The sequence below is a fragment of the Candidatus Bartonella washoeensis Sb944nv genome (assembly GCF_000278135.1).
GTDB lineage: Bacteria > Pseudomonadota > Alphaproteobacteria > Rhizobiales > Rhizobiaceae > Bartonella > Bartonella washoeensis.
Genome location: NZ_JH725025.1, coordinates 84,283 through 103,106, shown reverse-complemented (window position 1 = coordinate 103,106; position 18,824 = coordinate 84,283). Strand labels below are relative to the sequence as shown.

The window sequence follows — 18,824 nt, the reverse complement described above, 5'->3', positions numbered from 1 at the left end:
CCCATATGTGGCATGATTTTTATAATACACCATGCAAATCTAGTGGAATCTCGGGAAATAAAGCAGATATGAATGAAAAATCTAGCATAGTTGAAATGATATTGAAAATATTACCAATGAAGATAATGCACTCGCCATATTTCAACTGCAGAGAGTTTTACTGAAAATAAAGAAGCAAAAATAATATGTAAAATGATTCCAAATGCGCGTTGAATTATCATCCATGTTAAATTGGAAAAAAAACTTTTAATCGTCTTCTTTACGATAGAAATTGCAAGATACGCAGATAGCTTCTAGAAGAGACAGATATGTCTTCTCAAAAACTGATTTCAGAATTTCGCTGAGGATGATTCGTCTCGTTTGAGATGAAAAATAATTTATATTAAAAATCATTGTTTTATATAAATATTATTCACATAAAAATATAATATAGTAAAAAATATTTTAATATTATTATAATTTTATTAAATATTATTTTAACCTATAATTTAAAAAATGAATAATTTTGATTTATCTTAAAACAAATTATAGAATAGATGCGAATACATATATTTTATTTTCTATTTGTCTCCTTTTCGATTCTTTTAATTGGAACATTGAATGCTGACATGTAAACAATATGAGCTCCTCTTGTTTATTCATAATCATATGAAAGAAACTGGTGTTCCCCCCTCCTTTGATGAAATGAAAATTGCATTGGAGCTTACTTCAAAATCTGGCATTCATAGACTTATTACAGCTCTAGAAGAACGAAGCTTTATACGTCGTCTGCCAAACCGTGCCCGTGCAGTAGAAGTCATTCGACTTCCTGAGAAAATAACATTTAATCTTTCTTCAGCTCGCAAAATTTCCCCTAGTGTAATAAAGGATAATAAAAGAAAAACATCAAGAAATTTCGATGATCTTGATAATTTTAATGAGAAGGATACAAAAAATGCCACTATTCCCATTATGGGACGCATTGCTGCTGGTGTGCCTATTTCGGCTATACAACAAAAAATAAATACGCTTTGTTTACCATCAGATATGCTTAGTTTGGGGGAACATTATGCCTTAGAAGTCAAAGATGATTCTATGATTGAAGCAGGCATTCTTAATAAAGATACTATAATTATTAGACGTCAAAATACAGCAACATCAGGTGAGATTATTGTTGCACTTATTGATAAAGAAGAAGCAACCTTAAAACGTTATCGACGTAAAGGGGCTTCTATTGCATTGGAAGCTGCAAATCCGCACTATGAAACACGCATATACAGACCTGAGCATATACAGATACAAGGTAAGCTTATTGGACTTATTCGCAAATATTAAAAAAATTATCCAGCATGCTCCGTATATTCAATAAATGATTATGCTGATACTTTTTCCCCATGTTATGCAACACATATGTATAAAATTTTGTAGAAAAAAATCAAATAACTTTATAAAGGAGAAAGTTTCGTATGTAAAAAGCTAAAGAAAGTCTTTTATTCTTAATAAATTAGAATTAGCAAATAAAATTCGATTGTCATCATAAATTTGCAAGGATTATTATGGCAGCACCTCGTATTAGTTTTGTTTCTCTTGGATGCCCAAAAGCACTCGTAGATTCTGAACGAATCATTACAAGCCTTCGTTCCGAAGGCTATGAAATTTCACGTCAGCATCAAGGTGCTGATCTTGTTATTGTTAATACCTGTGGTTTTCTTGATTCTGCCCGAAACGAATCACTTGCCAATATTGATGAAGCTCTCAAAAAAAATGGAAAAGTTATTGTAACGGGATGTCTTGGTGCTGACCCTGATGTTATTCGCCAGGCACATCCTAATGTATTGGCTATTACAGGACCACAAGCCTATGAAAGTGTGATACAAGCAGTTCATACAGCGATTCCTCCCGTTCATGATCCTTTTGTTGATTTAGTTCCCCCACAAGGTATTCGCTTAACACCGCGCCATTATGCTTATTTAAAAATTTCTGAAGGATGCTCTAATCGGTGTAGTTTTTGCATTATTCCTACTCTGCGTGGTAATCTTACTTCACGCCCTATTAGTGATGTTCTTCGTGAAGCTGAAAAACTTGTACAAGCAGGTGTAAAAGAGCTTTTGGTTATTTCACAAGATACAAGTGCCTATGGCATGGATGTTAAATATCTGGAAACTCCTTGGAAAGATCGCACAATAAAAACCAAATTTTTCGATCTTTGTCGCGAATTAGGCAATATGGGTATTTGGGTGCGTATGCATTATGTTTATCCTTATCCTCATGTTGATGAAGTTATTGAATTTATGGCTGAAAGAAAAATTCTTCCTTATCTGGATATTCCTTTTCAGCACGCATCACCTGCCGTTTTACGCAATATGAAACGTCCTGCTCTTATGGAAAAAACAAACCGTAGGATTGAAAAATGGCGATCAGTTTGTCCAGATCTTACTTTACGGTCAACGTTTATTGTGGGTTTTCCAGGTGAAACAAATGAAGATTTTAATATACTCCTCGAATGGTTAGAGGAAGTAAAAATTGAACGTGCTGGCTGTTTTAAATATGAAGAAGTAAAAGGTGCTGTTGCAAATGATTTGGGATTAGAAAATATTGCTGAAGAGGTGAAAGAAAATCGCTGGCATCGCTTTATGGCAAAACAACAAAAAATTTCCATGCACCTTTTAAAGAAAAAAGTTGGAAAAAGACTCCAAGTTCTTATCGATGAAAGTCAAGGCAAAATTGCTAAAGGTCGTAGTCAATATGATGCTCCAGAAATAGATGGTATTGTGCATATATCATCAAGACGACCATTACGTGTCGGTGAGTTTGTTACGGTTAAAATTGAGCAATCAGATGCCTACGATCTTTATGGTGCCGCAGTTTGAAGTTATAAAAACGATGAGATTTACTTTACATTAGCGTTTAATATTTTTGAAATCAAAAATTTTTTTATCAAGCAAATGGCTTGGACGCACATTGGTCAAAGCGCGGATCATAGTGTCTTTACGTCCCGGCATCTTTTTTTCGATATCATTTAGCATTTCCTTCATTGCATTGCGTTGTAAACCATCTTGGCTACCACAAAGATTGCAAGGAATAATAGGAAATTGCATTGCTTGAGAAAATTTTTCCATATCTTCCTCGGCAGCATAAATAAGAGGGCGCAAAACAAAAAGATCTCCTTCATCGTTTATCAGCTTTCCAGGCATAGCTGCCAATCGACCACCATGAAATAAATTCATAAAAAATGTCTCCAGAACATCATCACGGTGATGTCCCAAAACTAATGCAGAACATTTTTCTTCACGTGCAATACGGTAGAGATTGCCACGTCGCAACCGAGAACAAAGAGAACAATATGTTTGCGTATGTGCTAATTTATCTGTAACAACTGAATAAGTATCCTGATATTCAATGCGATATGGAATTTGATAAGAGTTTAAAAAATTTGGAAGAATATGTTTTGGGAATCCTGGTTGTCCTTGATCAAGATTACAGGCCAAAATTTCAACAGGCAAAAGACCGCGCCACTTTAAATCCAGAAGAAGCGCAAGTAAACCATAAGAATCTTTTCCACCCGATAACGCAACAAGCCATTTTTTTCCTGAAGAGAGCATAGAGAAATCATCAAATGCCTGCCGCATATGGCGCAAAAGCCGTTTTCGTAATTTATTAAACTCTACAGTTGAAGGAGCAATTCGAAATATTGGATGACAGTCATCAGATTCCTGCACCAAAAGATCATTTTTCTCTACATTCTCTTCCATTTCATGATATTCAACTGAAATATTATCCATGATACCATAATTCTGCACAATAAACATCTCGTTTTGAAGGAGTGACAGAGATAAAAAAAGATGTAATGCAGCGTAAACTTATACTCATTTGCTCTATAAAATGAAATATGCAAAAAAGAAATGGAGCTATACAAGTATACTGCTAAAAAACATAACAACAAACTTGATATAGCACCACTAAAAAACTTCTTTTGAGCTTCAAATACTATAAAACAACGCAATATTGTTGAGCATATAATAAAATAGAAAGAGAGTAATACTCTCTTCTTAGCAATTATCGAGAATAAAACTCAACAACCAAATTGGGCTCCATTTGCACAGCATAAGGAACATCTGCAAAAGCAGGAATACGCGTAAAAGTTGCTTTCATATGATTATGATCTGCTTCAATATATTCAGGCACATCACGTTCTGCCAATTGCACAGATTCCAAAACCAAAACAAGCTGCTTTGATTTTTCACGAACCTCAATAACATCACCTGGCTTACAGCGATATGATTGAATATTTGTCCGCCGACCATTTACATTAACATGACCATGATTGATAAATTGGCGAGAAGCAAAAATTGTAGGCACAAACTTTGCACGATAGACCACAGCATCCAAACGTGATTCCAAAAGGCCAATAAGATTTTCACCAGTATCACCACGTCGACGAGCAGCTTCTTCATAAGTTTTACGAAACTGCTTTTCTGAAATATCACCGTAAAACCCTTTTAATTTCTGCTTAGCACGCAATTGTACACCATAATCAGAGAGCTTTCCTTTACGGCGTTGACCATGCTGACCTGGACCATAATCACGGCGATTAACAGGAGATTTTGGTCGCCCCCAAATATTTTCTCCCATACGGCGGTCAATTTTATACTTTGTTGTTTCGCGTTTACTCATCGCATTTCCTTTAAAAATAAAATAGGAGATCTTATAGTAAGATCTCAAGGAAACGCGCCCTCCTCTGCCTTTACTTTTGCAAAAAAGACTGACAGGATATTTTACACATTGTATGCAAAGTTATCCACGGGACACGTCAATTAGCACCATTTTCTCAAAAAAACGGTAAAGAAACTTTATTGCTCTCACACCAAAAAGTCAACTCCTTTCACGATATTTAAGCCAAACCGTTTTAACAAATGCTTTGTTGAAGAAGTTATATTTTGCGATGTAAACAATGCAAAATCTTTCTGTCTCTTTCTGTTTTGGTGATGCATTTTTTCTGGCAATAATGATCGTGTGTGTTTAGCTATAGCTTTTGCCGGATCAATCCATTCAACGGGCCATAAAGCTTGTTCACGAAATAAGTTAATTAAAAAAGGATAATGTGTACAAGCTAACACAATAATATCAGTATATTTGCCATTTTTCTCAACAAAACATGGAAGGATTTCATTACGTAATTCTCTCAAATCGACAGATTTTCCACGTAAATAATCTTCAGCAAAGCCCGCTAGCTTTTCACTGCCAACAAGTTGAACATGACACTGATCAGCAAAAGATTTGATTAATTCATGTGTATACGCACGTTTAACTGTCCCTGGAGTTGCCAACACCGAAATAAAACCAGATTTTGTTTGTTCAGCCGCTAATTTAATCGCAGGAACCGTTCCTACAAAAAGAATATGAGGAAATTTTTTTCGCAAATCTGCCATCATCAATGTAGAAACAGTATTGCAAGCAATCACACATAGAGCAGGATTGTAAAGTGTTAAAAGATTTGTAAAAACCTTTAAAATGCGGTCTTTTAAAACATTTTCCTCCCAACTTCCATAAGGAAATCCCGCATCATCAGCAATATAAATAAATTGCGTTTCAGGGATAAGAACCCGCACTTCCCTCAATACTGTTAAACCGCCAATGCCACTATCAAAAAAAAGAATAGGCCGTTCATCCATCAGTTTTCACACTTGTGTTTAATTTTTTACGATCACGATCTGCCGGTGCACCGCTTCCCCGTGGAAACTTAGGCGAGAAATGTTCCAGTGAAGATATAATCCCCCGTAGCAAACGAACTTCAGATTCACTAAAATTAGCACGCGTAAAAACGGAACGCAGATTTGCAAGCATAACTTCTTTACGTTCTCTGGGTCTAAAATATCCACGGATATCCAAAGCACCTTCTAACTGAGATAAAAAGCCATGAAACGTCGCTTTACTAGCGGGTTCCATCTCTACTGCACGAAAAGCTGTATCATTTGCATTTTCTAAACCTGATTTCATCCATTCGTAAGACATAAGCAAAACCGCTTGCGCAATATTAAGTGAGGCAAATGCAGGATTCACCGGAAAAGTTATGATTTCATCAACAAGACTAATTTCATCATTTATAAGTCCCCACTTCTCTCTTCCAAATACAATACCTGTCCTCTGCCCAAAATTTTCACGTTGACGTAATATACTTGCTGCTTCAACAGCACTTTTGACAGTTTTAAAACCACATCTTTCACGTGCTGTTGTGGCAAAAACGTAGTGCAAATCAGCAATGGCGTTACGCAATGTATTAAAAATCACTGCCTCATTAATGACATGGTCTGCTTTACTAGCCGCAGCTATGGCTTTTTCACTTGGAAACTCTTCTCGAGGTTTGACTAAGCGAAGCTTAGAGAGCCCAAAATTCGCCATTGCTCTTGCTACCATACCAATATTTTCAGGCAGTTGCGGCTCAACTAAAATAATAATTGGACCATTTGTTAAATTTTTACGATTCTTATTGGTTCCAGCCATTAATCCCTACCCAATCTTCACTTAAATTATGCTCATATCACGAATTTTTTAACGTAACCTTGTTAATAAAACAGTTCGCGAAATAACCTTTTTAACAACAAATTATAGTCAATGTCATTTTGTGATTTAGAGACAGCCAATTGAAATCAAGGATTTTAAAATAACAATAAAACGTAGCGCTTATAGCAAGTCTATGGGTTTATTCTAACATTTTTTGCACCTAAATTTCCTTGTTTAACATACTATAACTTTTAAAATAGTTGTATTGTGAAATCATGCATTTTAAAAAGACATATGCTTTTCATTCCCAAACTTTTTCCTGCGAAGCTTATCCGTCGTTACAAACGTTTTCTTGCTGATGTTAAACAAGATGATCATCACATCTTCACTGTGTCGGTTCCGAACACAGGATCGATGCTTGGCTTGACAACTCCCAACTCCAATATCTGGCTTTCATATAACAACAACTCCAAACGAAAATACGCATATCAATTAGAAATTGTCGAAGCAAATAATACTTTAGTTGGCATCAATACGACTTTGCCTAACAAACTTGCATTAGAAGCAATTCAAAATGGATTACTACCAGAATTAAGCGGATACAAAAGAATCTTGAAGGAACAAAGCTACGGTATGCAATCTCGCATTGATTTTCTTCTGCATGATGACATTCTTCCGGACTGTTATTTAGAAGTCAAAAATGTCCATTTTATCCGCCAAAAAGGACTAGCAGAATTTCCTGATACGGAGACAAAACGTGGCACACGTCATCTTGAAGAGCTCATAAGAATTGTGCAACAAGGAAAACGGGCCGTTATGCTTTATATGATTCAACGGGAAGATTGTTCAGCGTTTACAATCTGCCGTGATCTTGATCCAACCTATGGACGTAAATTTGATTTAGCATTAGAATCGGGGGTAGAATTTTATGCTATAAAATGTCACGTAAGTATCGAGGGCATTGTTCCGATTCATAGAGTGAAAATAAAAAAAAATGATTGATTATATTGAATATAATAAAATACCCTTAAAATTTAACGGACAAATCCGTATTTTTGATGACTACGCTTTTGCTAAAATGCGCGAAGTTGGTCGTATTGCTGCGGAATGTCTCGATGCACTTACGGATATTATTAAACCTGGCGTCACTACGCAAGAAATTGATGATTTTGTCTTTACTTTTGGTGCTAAGCGAGGAGCTCTCCCTGCTGACCTGAATTATCATGGATATAGCCATTCATGCTGTACATCTATCAATCACGTTGTTTGTCATGGCATCCCAAATAAAAGACCTTTGCAAGAAGGCGATATTGTTAATGTTGATGTAACCTTTATTCTCGATAGTTGGCACGGAGATTCAAGCCGTATGTACCCTGTTGGAAAAATCAGACGTGCTGCGGAACGCCTGTTAAAAATAACGCATGAAAGTCTTATGAGAGGAATTTCCGTAGTCAAACCCGGAGCAACTACAGGTGATATTGGTGCAGCAATTCAGCACTATGCAGAATCTGAACGATGCTCAATTGTAAGAGACTTTTGTGGACATGGAATCGGTCAACTTTTCCATGATGCACCAAATATTTTACATTATGGAAATCCTGGAGAAGGAATAGAACTAAAACAAGGTATGATATTTACAATTGAACCTATGATTAATCTTGGTAAACCACAAGTTAAGATCTTATCTGATGGCTGGACCGCTGTTACGCGTGATCGGTCTCTTACTGCACAGTACGAACATACAATTGGTGTAACAAATGATGGGTGCGAAATATTTACGCAATCTCCTAAAAACATTTTTTATATTCCCGATTCATATGCCTAAATAAATGTAGAAATGCCATGGCTAAAAAATTAAATAACAAAGGAAATAGCCAAAGCAATCATTTTGCATTAACATCAAGTTCCCCACTTGATCCAATACCCAAAACAAAAAATGAAGACATTCAGAGAAATTCAAAAGTACATAAGCATTATCAAGGGCATCGCGAACGTCTCCGTAAACGTTATTTAAAATCAAAGGGGAATGCAATTGAAGATTATGAATATCTTGAATTATTGCTTTTTCGCACAATTCCCCGAGCAAATACAAAACCAATAGCGAAAAGCTTAATAGAACATTTTGGCTCATTAGCCGACGTATTGGGCGCCGATATTCACCGACTTCAAGAAGTTCAAGGATGTGGTCCTGCAACTGCGATCGACTTAAAAATTATTTCAGATGTTGCTGGACGTCTTGCTCGCGCACAATTATTTAAACGTGACATCTTTTCGTCATGGGATAAAGTATTAGCATATTGTAAAGCTGTCATGGCTCACGAAACACGCGAACAATTTCGTGTTTTATTTCTTGATAAAAAACATGGTTTATTAGCTGATGAAGTGCAACAAACTGGAACCATTGATCACACCCCTGTCTATCCTCGTGAAGTAATTTCTCGAGCTTTGCAATTGTCTGCATCAGGACTTATTTTAGTTCACAATCACCCTTCCGGTGATACCAAACCTTCTCAAGCAGATATAACAATGACACATAGATTAAAAGATGCAGCAAATGCTTTAGGAATCATTATTCATGACCATCTTATTATAGGTCGTAACGGCCATACAAGCTTTAAAGCACAAAAACTCATATAAACCTTTTTGGATGAAGAAAAATTCCATCCAATTCTTCATAATAAATCAATTTTCTAAATCGATATCTAATATAGCCATTGAAAAATTATATGATAACTCATCCTCATCTTCATCTCGATAAATAACACCTAAAAATTCATCCCCGATATAAACTTCACAAGAATCATCCTTTTTAGGCCGTGCTCTCACCTGCAATGCTGAATTTTGGAATGTATTTTTTAAATAACTGTCAAGTTTTTTTATTTCATCAGCATTCACTATGCTCTCCTGTCTTTTGAGATTATTAATTAATTCTTTATCGGCCAATAAGGCACTCCTAGAATCCTGTAAAGATAATAAAAAAATCTTACTCCTAATCTTTGGTTAATCCCACATCTAAAGCACAATTATTTGCAACTTTTTTTGAATATCCTTATATTAAAAGGATATATCCTTGTTAAATGATACGCGTATAGATTACAAAAGTAAAAAAAACGGGTAGAAAACCGTACATTTTTAATGATTTTTACTTTATCCCCAATTTATTACCTGCGCTTATAAGCATATTAAAAAAACAGCAATCAACTACTATAATTTTCGCCTCTTCCATCCAAAATAGAGCTCTATAAAATAAAAAAAAATAAGCTAACCAGAGAATTTTTACCGCTATTTTCTTCACCTTTACAGGAATAAAGTACACCACAACAGCTGGCATTTTGAGCAAGTTTTTTTATCTTACCCAAGATAAAAATATCGGCTGACTTTGTGAACTCTAAAAACTGTAAACAATCCTCATACGATAGGATAACGAGAAAGAAAATCGATAACGCCTTTTTTATAGACTTTATCTCCCACAGCAAGCATATGATCTCGACCAAGAATTGTTAGCGCTTGACCATGAGGCAACAAAGCCGCTAACGGTTCTGCCTCACCACCAATCTCATCTAATGAACCAACGGCAACAAGTGCAGGTTGCTTAATTTTGTAAACCTCAGATGCTGTTAACTCCTGCTTTGATGTTATAACACAAGCAGCGAGCGCGCGTCTATCGCTTTTAGTTTGATCTGCAAATTTACGAAACATTAAACCACGTGGATTGGTAATGGTAGAAATATCTTCTGCTAAAAGAGCTTCAGCAACAGGTCTCCAATTTCCTGCTCCCGTTACCATACCAATACCTAAGCCACCAAAAATCACACTGTGCACATATTTTGGGTACAAAAGAGCCATAAAAGCACTAATTCGAGCACCCATAGAATATCCCATAACATGCGCTTTAGATAATTCTAAGTGCTGCAACAATCTCATCGCATCGTTAGCCATAGCTTGAGGCGTATAAAAAGAAGGGTCATAACTTTTGACTGAATCTCCATGTCCACGATTATCAAGAGCAATAACCCGATATCCCGCTTCAGTAAGGGTACGAAACCAACCTGTTGCATACCAATTTACACGTGCAGAAGATCCAAAACCATGAATTAACAAAATAGGCTCTCCTTGCCCTTCTTCTCGATAAGCAAATCGCAAATTATCATATTCAAAAAAACGAGTATCTTCAGCTGTCATTTTTCATTACCTTTGCACTCTCCGCAAAGTGCGGGATGAATAACACGTTGTCCTTTTTGTATTTTCTTTTCAGAAACTTCACCAGCATTAACCTCAAGTGCAAAAGTTGCGGGAACTTCTGATGAAATCGTATCCGTTGAAAAGGGAGAAGTTTTTTCGACAATCGACACAATAATTCCTTCAGCATTTAAAAAAATCATATCTAAGGGTAAAGGTGTATTTGCCATCCACATAAAAAATTTCTGCTTATCTTTTAATTCATTACTTCCCTGCTGTCTAAAAAGCATTGCGCGATCACGTGGAAAATCAGTGCGATACATCAAACCAGCTTTCGCTTGGGATGGCGTAAAAGCAATCTCCACTTTGTAAAAAATTGCACCTTCTTCTGTTTGTATCTTTAAAGGAACCAGATCAACAGGAAGCTCTAAGGGCTTCTTTGCCACAGCTAGAGTCAATACCCACATAAAAAACAGCGCTAACGCAATGATACAGCCTCTTATAAAGAACTTTAATATTTTTATCTCCACACCAAACAACTCTCTAACTTTATTGCATAAAATAAAAAACAGAAACGAAATAAGAGTGTAACTCTCTCATCACTTATAAAGTGATATTGCATTGCTTCATTTGATTTACGGTTTCACAGGTGCATTCCCTCTTGCACATACCGGCTTTATGGCTATCTGTGCTTAATGTAAAAACACTAATCGCCTTTTTCCTAAACAAAGATAGGTGATATAGCTTCCATAGTGAAATTCAATGCGTAGCAAACGGAATGGCTATATCCGGATAAATTTCCGCTGTCATCAAGCCTTTTTCTCCTTTACCAAAACGTACAAGAACGACTTGACCAGAACGAAGTTCTGCTAAACCAAAACGGCGCAAAGTTTCCATATGAACAAAAATATCCTCAGTTCCCTCTCCGCGGCTAAGAAAACCGAATCCTTTATCACGATTAAACCACTTTACAATTGCGCGTTCTAAACCACTTTCTGGAGTAACAACGACATGTGTACGAGCTGGAGTTTCTGACGGATGAATTGCGGATGAGCAATCTATAGATTTCACTTGGACGCACTTCAATCCTCGTTCAGTTTTTTCTACAGCACAAACAATTTTAGCACCTTCCAAAATTGTTTGAAAGCCATCCCTTCGCATCACCGTAACATGCAATAATATATCTGGAAAACCAGGCAAATCAGGTACAATAAACCCGTACCCCTTGCTCCCATCAAACCACTTAATGACACCACTGATTTCAATAATCTCACTACAAGCACCTCTATTGTCCTCAGACAGGGAATAATCCTTTAATGTATCCTTACTTGTCATAATAAAACGTGATCCTGTAGGTCTAAATTGTATGATATTGATTCTCTACACCAAGTAAACATTGCTCTTGCATCAACACGCAAGTCCTAAGATAAGATTTCCCCATATTGTCATTAATCTTCTATGCTCATATTCAATCTACAAATTTAAATTTTACATAAAATGTTTGATCATACGCTTCACATATCTTACTAAAAAGGGATGATAGAATAGATGAAGTGTTTTCACACAATTTGTAACGATATTTTCGTTAATGTGTAACTTGCATGATAAAGAAGTTCCATATAGAGTGCGGAAACTACAACTAAATTGAGGAAGGTGCACAATGCAATTGAAGAAAATCCTTACTACAATCGCAGCTTTAATGGTATTTGTAGCAAATGTCTATGCCAGTGAACCCATTAAGATTGGTGTTTACCTTCCGTTAAGTGGTCAAAATGCATTTGGAGGACAACTTGAGATTAAAGGCATACAGTTAGCGCATAAAAAGATCCCAGAAATACTAGGACGTAAAGTGGAACTTATTGTTATTGATAATAAATCCGATAAAGTGGAAGCTGCTAATGCTGTTATGCGTTTAACTGCTAGTGAAAAAGTGAGCGGAATCATCGGTAGTTATGGCTCTTCACTCTCATTAGCTGGTGGAGAAATATCTGAAAAAGCCAAAACTCCAGCTATTGCAACCTCCTCAACAAATCCACTTGTTACACAGGGCAAAAAATATTATTTCCGCGCTTGCTTTATTGATTCTTACCAAGGTATAGGAATCGCGACTTACGCAATTCAAACTTTACACGCAAAAAAAGCTGCAATACTCAAAGATATATCAAACGATTACGCTATCGGTCTTGCGAGTTATTTTATGCGCTCTTTTAAAAAACTCGGTGGTGAAGTTATCTCAAATTTAAACTATAATTCCGGAGATCAGGATTTTTCAGCTGTTCTGACACAGATTATAGCACAGAAACCCGATATCTTATTTATCCCATCCTATTTTTCTGAAGGCGCTATCATTATGAAGCAAGCGCGTGAGTTAGGTGCGAAATTTCGAATTATGGGTGGTGATGCTATGGATAATCCCGAAACCATTACAATTGCAGGAAAAGCTGCAGAAGGATTCTTACATACAACGCTTCCTTATAGTAAGGACATGCCCAACATGTCAGCAGCTGCACAAGAATTCACAAACGAATGGAAAGACACTTATCCTGATCAAGAACCAAATATCAATTCTGTTTTAGGATATACGAGTTACATGATGTTCGTGAAAGCTATTGAAAATGCTGGCAGTGCTGATCGTGAAAAAATTATGATAGAGCTCAGCAAATTAAAAGATTTTCCAACACCCTTTGGTAATATGTCTATGGATGAAAATCATAATCCTCAAATTCCTATCGGTGTAATTGAAATAAAGAATGGGAAGCGTGTCTATTTAGATGAAGTCAAACCTGCTTTTTAAAGCAAAAAATTCTTGCTAATCAAAAGGCAAGAATTGGGTGAAGACCATTTTATCAAATAAAATATAAGAATTCTTACTTTAATCCTATAATTAACAAATGTGGAAGGACGAGAGATGAGCACTGAAATGTTCATCCAGTATTTTTTTAATGCACTGGCATTGGGGTCGCTTTATGGACTTATAGCGATTGGTTATACCATGGTCTATGGTATCTTAAGACTCATTAATTTCGCTCACGGCGACATCTTTATGCTAGGAGCATATTTTGTTTTCTTTTCTACAATTAGCTTTATGCCTGCTTGGGTTGCTGTTCTCCTTGTTTTACTGGCTTTTCTTGTTTATTATTCAGTATTTATAGGGTTCAAAAAACGCCCTCCAATTTATTGGATTGCTGTCTTTTCTATCCTTGTTCTAGGATTTATTTATTATTTTAAAATTGCACCGCAAGATTTTACACCAATTTGGATCTTAGCTATCTGTTTTTCAATTTTTATCACAAGTGCAGTGGGTATTACTGTTGATCAGTTTGCTTATCGACCTCTACGCCACGCACCGCGTATTTCAGCACTTATAGGTGCAATAGGAGTTTCCTTTTTTATTGAAAATCTTGCTACTGTACTCTTTAGCGGCGTCCCTAAAGGAGTGAAACAGCCAGATTTTCTTGTAAAACCGATTCTATGGCATCTAGGACAAGGCTCAGATGGAATTATTAGAATTGCTCCCATGTCTCTGATCGTTCCTACTGTTTCGTTTATTCTTATTTTGTTATTACTGTGGATTATCCATAAAACAAAACCTGGTCTTGCTATGCGTGCAATCTCACACGATATCGAAACAACCCGTTTGATGGGTGTTTCTGTCAATAAAGTCATTGCATTCACATTTGGGATAGGCTCAGCACTTGCTGCTATTGCAGGCATCATGTGGTCTCTGCGCTATCCTCAAATTCAACCTTATATGGGAGTTCTTCCAGGGCTCAAAGCATTTATTGCAGCCGTTATCGGAGGTATTGGCTCAATTCCAGGAGCAATGTTGGGTGGATTGTTATTAGGGTTTATTGAAATTATGATTATTGCATTCTTTCCTGCTTTATCTGGATACCGAGATGCTTTCGCCTTTATTTTATTAATTCTGATTTTATTGGTAATGCCCACCGGTTTAATGGGTAAAAAAAGTCAGGAGAAAATCTAATGGCAAAATCAACAACAACTTTTCTATCGTGTGTCAGTCTTTTGATTTTTATTGGTTTTTTATTTTATGCAAACAACCATTTTAACGACTATACACTTCGTGTTATTAATCTTATTGCCATTAATGCAATATTAGCAATTTCGCTTAATTTAATTTACGGTTTCACAGGTATGTTTTCTCTTGGGCATGCTGGCTTCATGGCCATTGGTGCTTATGTATGCGCAATTTTACTTCTTTCTCCTGAACAGAAAGAAATGATGTGGCTTCTTGAGCCCATAGCTGAACCCCTACATTATTTGCAATTACCTTTTTTTGTGGCTGTTGTTATAAGTGGTCTATGCGCTGCAATCGCAGGTTTATTAATCGCTCTTCCAGTGTTACGTCTCGGTGGAGATTATCTTGGAATTGCAACATTGGGCTTTGCAGAAATTATTCGTATTGTCATTACGAACACTACATCTCTAACAAATGGTTCACTTGGAATCAAAGGAATTCCTCAAAATGCAACATTATGGTGGAACTATGGTTGGCTAGCATTTACAATTATCTTCACTATTCTTTTATTGCGAAGCAATACTGGTAATGTACTACGCGCTATTCGTGATGATGAAATTGCCGCCAAAACAATGGGTATTAACGCTTTTTTCTACCGTAGCTTTTCCTTTACTATTGGTGCATTTTTTGCAGGTATTGGAGGGGCATTGATGGCTGCTCTTATTTCAACTATCGATCCCAAAATGTTCAACTTTCTCCTAACCTTTAATATTTTGATGATTGTTGTTGCTGGTGGTCTTGGTTCAATTACAGGCAGCATTATTGGCAGTATTATCATTACAGTTATGCTTGAATGGCTTCGTATTATTGAAAGTCCGTTTGACTTAGGTTTTATACATGTTCCAGAGATACCAGGACTCCGTATGGTTGTTTTTTCTCTTTTATTGTTAATGATTATCTTATTTTGGCGAAAAGGATTGTTAGGACAACGTGAATTCTCATGGAATGGAATTTATTGCTTTTTGACGCGTAAAAAGTTCTCTAATAATGAAGGAAAGCTATGAACAACACCATCCTTTCACTCAATGATATTGTCATGCGTTTTGGCGGATTGATTGCTGTAAATAACATTAATATGACTATTAAACGAGGAACGATTACTGGATTAATTGGTCCGAATGGTGCTGGAAAAACAACAGTTTTTAATATGATTTCGGGGTTTTATGCTCCTACAAGTGGAACAATTCTTTTTAATAAACAAAAAGTTTCTGGGGCTCCTCCTTATATTATCTGTAGACGCCATATTGCAAGGACATTTCAAAATATTCGCCTTTTTTCAGGGTTAACAGTTTTGCAAAATGTTATGGTGGGAGCTCATGTCCGCCAAAAATATCCATGGTTTTCTTCAGCCTTGTTTTTACCAAAAGCAATGAAAGAAAAAAACGAGATTCATGAAAATTCAATGGAACTTCTTGAACGGTTACAGCTTGATCACCTTGCCAATCAATCTGCAATGACTCTGCCCTATGGTGTGCAAAGACGTCTAGAAATTGCACGCGCTTTAGCAACAAAGCCAAAATTACTTCTTCTTGATGAACCAGCTGCTGGAATGAATCCACAAGAAAGCGAAGAGCTTAAAAAATTCATAGCAAAAGTGCAAAAAGATTTTGATCTTACAATTCTGCTTATCGAACACGATATGAAAGTTGTTATGGGGCTTTGCCAATATATTTGGGTAATGGAATATGGCTGTTGCATTGCTAATGGCACACCAGATGAAATTCGTAACGACCCTAAAGTCATTGAAGCTTATCTTGGCGGAGATTTCTATGAATATTCTTAAAATTAAAAATCTTCACGTTCGTTATGGCGCCATTCAAGCCATCCAAAATCTTTCTATGTCTATAAAAAAGGGAAGCATAGTAACTTTAATTGGTGCCAATGGAGCAGGGAAAACGAGCATTGTACGGTCTATCACAGGACTTAATCGATCAGTCTGTGGGGAGATTACATACAAAGGCGAATCAATCATTAAAAAATCACCAGAAAAAATTTTGCGATTAGGTATTGCGCTAAGTCCTGAAGGACGGCGTATTATGCCTCATTTTACTGTTTTAGAGAATCTACATTTAGGTGCCTATACTCGTCATGATAAATCAGGGATTGCTCGTGATATAGAATGGATATTTGATCTTTTTCCGCGCCTCCGTGAAAGAGCAAAGCAATTTGCAGGAACAATGTCAGGTGGTGAACAACAAATGCTCGCTGTAGGTCGCGCACTCATGAGTAACCCTGACATGGTTATATTAGATGAACCTTCTCTGGGACTAGCACCACTTCTTGTACGGGAAATTTTTTCGATTATTCGAAAAATTAACGATATGGGAAAAACTATTCTTCTTATTGAACAAAACGCATTTGCAGCACTCTCCATTGCCGATTATGCTTATATTCTGGAAGTAGGACATGTTTTATTTCACGGTGAAGGTAAAGCCATGCTTTCTGATCCACGTGTTAAAGAAGCATATCTCGGTGGCTAAGAACGATACTGAAATAACGAAGAAGCAAAATCCCCCCCCCTCTAACCAAGCATTGCTTTATGTTAAGAGAGTATGCCTTTTAAAAGTATGGCTTTTTTATAAAAAAAGCCAAGCTTTAAAACCACACTGTTTTCATTATTATGTCCACCATTTCTCTGCGCTAAATACTCCCGCTGCTTGTTCTATAATGTGCGCTATCTGAAAAATGACTTCTTCAGCAAAAGGCTTACCAATTAATTGCAACCCTAGCGGTAAACCATTTTCTGAAAGACCAGCAGGAACAGAGATTCCTGGTAAACCAGCCATATTCACTGGAACAGTAAAAATATCATTGAGGTACATGGATACGGCATCACTTTTTATTTTCTCATCAGCAATGCTAAAAGCTGGTGTTGGTGTTGCAGGTGTGAGAATAGCATCAATACCGGAAGAAAAACATTGATCAAAATCATTCTTGACCAATGTCCGTACTTTTTGGGCTCTCAAATAATAGGCATTATAGTAACCTGATGAAAGAACATATGTGCCAATCAAAATACGCCGTTTCACTTCATCACCAAAACCAACTGATCGGGTATTTTCATACATTTCAATGACGTCTTTTCCCGGTATACGAAGACCAAAACGGACACCATCATAGCGGGCTAAATTGGAAGATGCTTCTGCAGGAGCGACAATATAGTAAGCAGGCAAAGCATATTTTGTATGGGGTAATGAAATATCACTAATTTCTGCACCTGCTTCTTTTAGCCAATTTATTCCTTTTTGCCAGAGCTCGATAATTTCAGAAGACATTCCTTTCATATGGTACTCTTTCGGAATACCAATCTTCATTCCTTTGATTGATTGACCAAGATATCTCTCATAATCAGGCACTGGTATATTCACGGAAGTAGAATCTTTTTCATCAAAGGAAGCCATTGATTTAAGCAAAATAGCACAATCACGAACATCTCTAGCAATAGGTCCTGCTTGATCAAGTGATGAAGCAAAAGCTATAACACCCCACCGTGAACAACGTCCATAAGTTGGTTTAATTCCTACTGTACCAGTAAATGCAGCTGGCTGACGTATTGAGCCGCCTGTATCCGTTGCCGTTGCACCAGCACAAATCCGTGCTGCAACAGCAGCTGCAGAACCACCTGAAGAACCACCTGGAACAAGTTTTTCATTGGAGCCTTTTTTTTGCCATGGACTAATAACTGGACCATAATATGATGTTTCGTTAGAGGATCCCATTGCAAACTCATCCATGTTAAGTTTACCTAACATAACAGCCCCATCTTGCCATAAATTAGCGGTCACTGTTGATTCATAATGCGGCTTAAAACCATCAAGGATATGCGAACAGGCTTGAGTATGAACACCTTGTGTTGCAAAAAGATCTTTAATTCCTAATGGAATTCCCTCTAAAATACCCGCCTGCCCTCTAGCTAAGCGGTTATCTGATTCAGCAGCCATTTTTCTTGCTTGTTCTGCTGTTATTGCTACATAAGCATTTAAGGTTGGATTTGCTGATTCAATCGCTTTTAAATAAGCTTCTGTTAATTCAGTTGCTTTAAACTCTCTCTTTATAAGAGAATCACGGGCTTGTGCAATTGTGAGGGTTGTTAAATCGGTCATATTGGTACTCAAATTTTAAAAAT

At 36.7% G+C, this 18,824-nt stretch carries 19 protein-coding genes; 10 read left to right on the top strand and 9 right to left on the bottom strand.

Annotated elements, in window-relative coordinates; translation table 11 throughout:
• Positions 1-600: 600 nt before the first annotated feature.
• Together lexA and rimO are read left to right on the top strand one after the other, a co-directional pair.
• The gene (gene lexA / locus MCQ_RS07055) at positions 601-1,314 is read left to right on the top strand and encodes a transcriptional repressor LexA (RefSeq protein ID WP_006924451.1); all 714 of its coding nucleotides are present in this window, start codon (positions 601-603) and stop codon (positions 1,312-1,314) included.
• A 221-nt stretch (positions 1,315-1,535) separates the two neighbouring features.
• On the top strand, positions 1,536-2,849 hold the full coding sequence (gene rimO / locus MCQ_RS07050) for a 30S ribosomal protein S12 methylthiotransferase RimO (protein ID WP_006924448.1): 1,314 nt from the start codon (positions 1,536-1,538) through the stop codon (positions 2,847-2,849).
• A 30-nt stretch (positions 2,850-2,879) separates the two neighbouring features.
• Here the strand turns inward: rimO and ttcA are convergent, their stop codons facing one another.
• The 4 genes from ttcA to MCQ_RS07030 all read right to left on the bottom strand — a co-directional run bounded on the left by ttcA (position 2,880) and on the right by MCQ_RS07030 (position 6,480).
• A complete protein-coding gene (gene ttcA, locus MCQ_RS07045; protein ID WP_035008168.1) occupies positions 2,880-3,761 on the bottom strand; it encodes a tRNA 2-thiocytidine(32) synthetase TtcA in 882 nt (293 codons plus the stop codon).
• Between the two features lie 274 nt (positions 3,762-4,035).
• Positions 4,036-4,653, bottom strand: a complete 618-nt coding sequence (gene rpsD, locus MCQ_RS07040; protein ID WP_006924446.1) for a 30S ribosomal protein S4 — start codon at positions 4,651-4,653, stop codon at positions 4,036-4,038.
• Between the two features lie 185 nt (positions 4,654-4,838).
• Positions 4,839-5,651 carry a glutamate racemase gene (murI, locus tag MCQ_RS07035; protein WP_006924445.1) on the bottom strand — a complete coding sequence of 271 codons (813 nt, stop codon included), beginning with the start codon at positions 5,649-5,651 and terminating at the stop codon, positions 4,839-4,841.
• Entirely contained in the window at positions 5,644-6,480 is an 837-nt protein-coding gene (locus MCQ_RS07030) for an RNA methyltransferase (protein WP_006924444.1), read from the bottom strand. The genes murI and MCQ_RS07030 overlap by 8 nt, the downstream gene beginning before the upstream one ends.
• A gap of 294 nt (positions 6,481-6,774) precedes the next feature.
• Here MCQ_RS07030 and sfsA point away from each other — a divergent pair, with 294 nt between their 5' ends.
• Genes sfsA through radC form a run of 3 tightly spaced genes read left to right on the top strand, consistent with a single transcriptional unit; the run spans position 6,775 to position 9,117 of the window.
• Positions 6,775-7,482: a DNA/RNA nuclease SfsA gene (gene sfsA, locus MCQ_RS07025; RefSeq protein WP_006924443.1), complete on the top strand. Its 708-nt coding sequence runs from the start codon at positions 6,775-6,777 to the stop codon at positions 7,480-7,482.
• Positions 7,475-8,305, top strand: a complete 831-nt coding sequence (gene map / locus MCQ_RS07020) for a type I methionyl aminopeptidase (RefSeq protein ID WP_006924442.1) — start codon at positions 7,475-7,477, stop codon at positions 8,303-8,305. The genes sfsA and map overlap by 8 nt, the downstream gene beginning before the upstream one ends.
• A gap of 17 nt (positions 8,306-8,322) precedes the next feature.
• Complete coding sequence (gene radC, locus MCQ_RS07015; protein WP_006924440.1) at positions 8,323-9,117, top strand: RadC family protein; 795 nt, start codon at positions 8,323-8,325, stop codon at positions 9,115-9,117.
• Between the two features lie 45 nt (positions 9,118-9,162).
• Here the strand turns inward: radC and MCQ_RS07010 are convergent, their stop codons facing one another.
• The 4 genes from MCQ_RS07010 to MCQ_RS06990 form a co-directional block, all read right to left on the bottom strand.
• Positions 9,163-9,375 carry a DUF3126 family protein gene (locus tag MCQ_RS07010; RefSeq protein WP_004864024.1) on the bottom strand — a complete coding sequence of 71 codons (213 nt, stop codon included), beginning with the start codon at positions 9,373-9,375 and terminating at the stop codon, positions 9,163-9,165.
• 513 nt (positions 9,376-9,888) lie between these two features.
• Positions 9,889-10,662 carry an alpha/beta fold hydrolase gene (locus MCQ_RS07000; RefSeq protein WP_006924438.1) on the bottom strand — a complete coding sequence of 258 codons (774 nt, stop codon included), beginning with the start codon at positions 10,660-10,662 and terminating at the stop codon, positions 9,889-9,891.
• On the bottom strand, positions 10,659-11,177 hold the full coding sequence (locus MCQ_RS06995; protein WP_035008199.1) for a DUF192 domain-containing protein: 519 nt from the start codon (positions 11,175-11,177) through the stop codon (positions 10,659-10,661). Before MCQ_RS06995 ends, MCQ_RS07000 begins: the two co-directional genes overlap by 4 nt.
• Before the next feature lie 241 nt (positions 11,178-11,418).
• The gene (locus tag MCQ_RS06990; protein WP_006924435.1) at positions 11,419-11,994 is read right to left on the bottom strand and encodes a cold-shock protein; all 576 of its coding nucleotides are present in this window, start codon (positions 11,992-11,994) and stop codon (positions 11,419-11,421) included.
• 325 nt (positions 11,995-12,319) lie between these two features.
• Between MCQ_RS06990 and MCQ_RS06985 the strand changes: the two genes are divergently transcribed.
• The 5 genes from MCQ_RS06985 to MCQ_RS06965 all read left to right on the top strand — a co-directional run bounded on the left by MCQ_RS06985 (position 12,320) and on the right by MCQ_RS06965 (position 17,178).
• The gene (locus MCQ_RS06985) at positions 12,320-13,453 is read left to right on the top strand and encodes an ABC transporter substrate-binding protein (protein ID WP_006924434.1); all 1,134 of its coding nucleotides are present in this window, start codon (positions 12,320-12,322) and stop codon (positions 13,451-13,453) included.
• A gap of 114 nt (positions 13,454-13,567) precedes the next feature.
• Positions 13,568-14,644 carry a branched-chain amino acid ABC transporter permease gene (locus MCQ_RS06980; RefSeq protein WP_006924433.1) on the top strand — a complete coding sequence of 359 codons (1,077 nt, stop codon included), beginning with the start codon at positions 13,568-13,570 and terminating at the stop codon, positions 14,642-14,644.
• The gene (locus MCQ_RS06975) at positions 14,644-15,702 is read left to right on the top strand and encodes a branched-chain amino acid ABC transporter permease (protein ID WP_006924432.1); all 1,059 of its coding nucleotides are present in this window, start codon (positions 14,644-14,646) and stop codon (positions 15,700-15,702) included. The genes MCQ_RS06980 and MCQ_RS06975 overlap by 1 nt, the downstream gene beginning before the upstream one ends.
• Positions 15,699-16,481, top strand: coding sequence for an ABC transporter ATP-binding protein (locus tag MCQ_RS06970; protein ID WP_006924431.1), 783 nt, complete (start codon positions 15,699-15,701; stop codon positions 16,479-16,481). Before MCQ_RS06975 ends, MCQ_RS06970 begins: the two co-directional genes overlap by 4 nt.
• Positions 16,468-17,178: an ABC transporter ATP-binding protein gene (locus MCQ_RS06965; protein ID WP_006924430.1), complete on the top strand. Its 711-nt coding sequence runs from the start codon at positions 16,468-16,470 to the stop codon at positions 17,176-17,178. Before MCQ_RS06970 ends, MCQ_RS06965 begins: the two co-directional genes overlap by 14 nt.
• Positions 17,179-17,316: 138 nt before the next feature.
• On the opposite strand, the gene gatA is transcribed toward MCQ_RS06965, so the two are convergent.
• Positions 17,317-18,801: an Asp-tRNA(Asn)/Glu-tRNA(Gln) amidotransferase subunit GatA gene (gatA, locus tag MCQ_RS06960; protein WP_006924429.1), complete on the bottom strand. Its 1,485-nt coding sequence runs from the start codon at positions 18,799-18,801 to the stop codon at positions 17,317-17,319.
• Positions 18,802-18,824 lie beyond the last annotated feature (23 nt).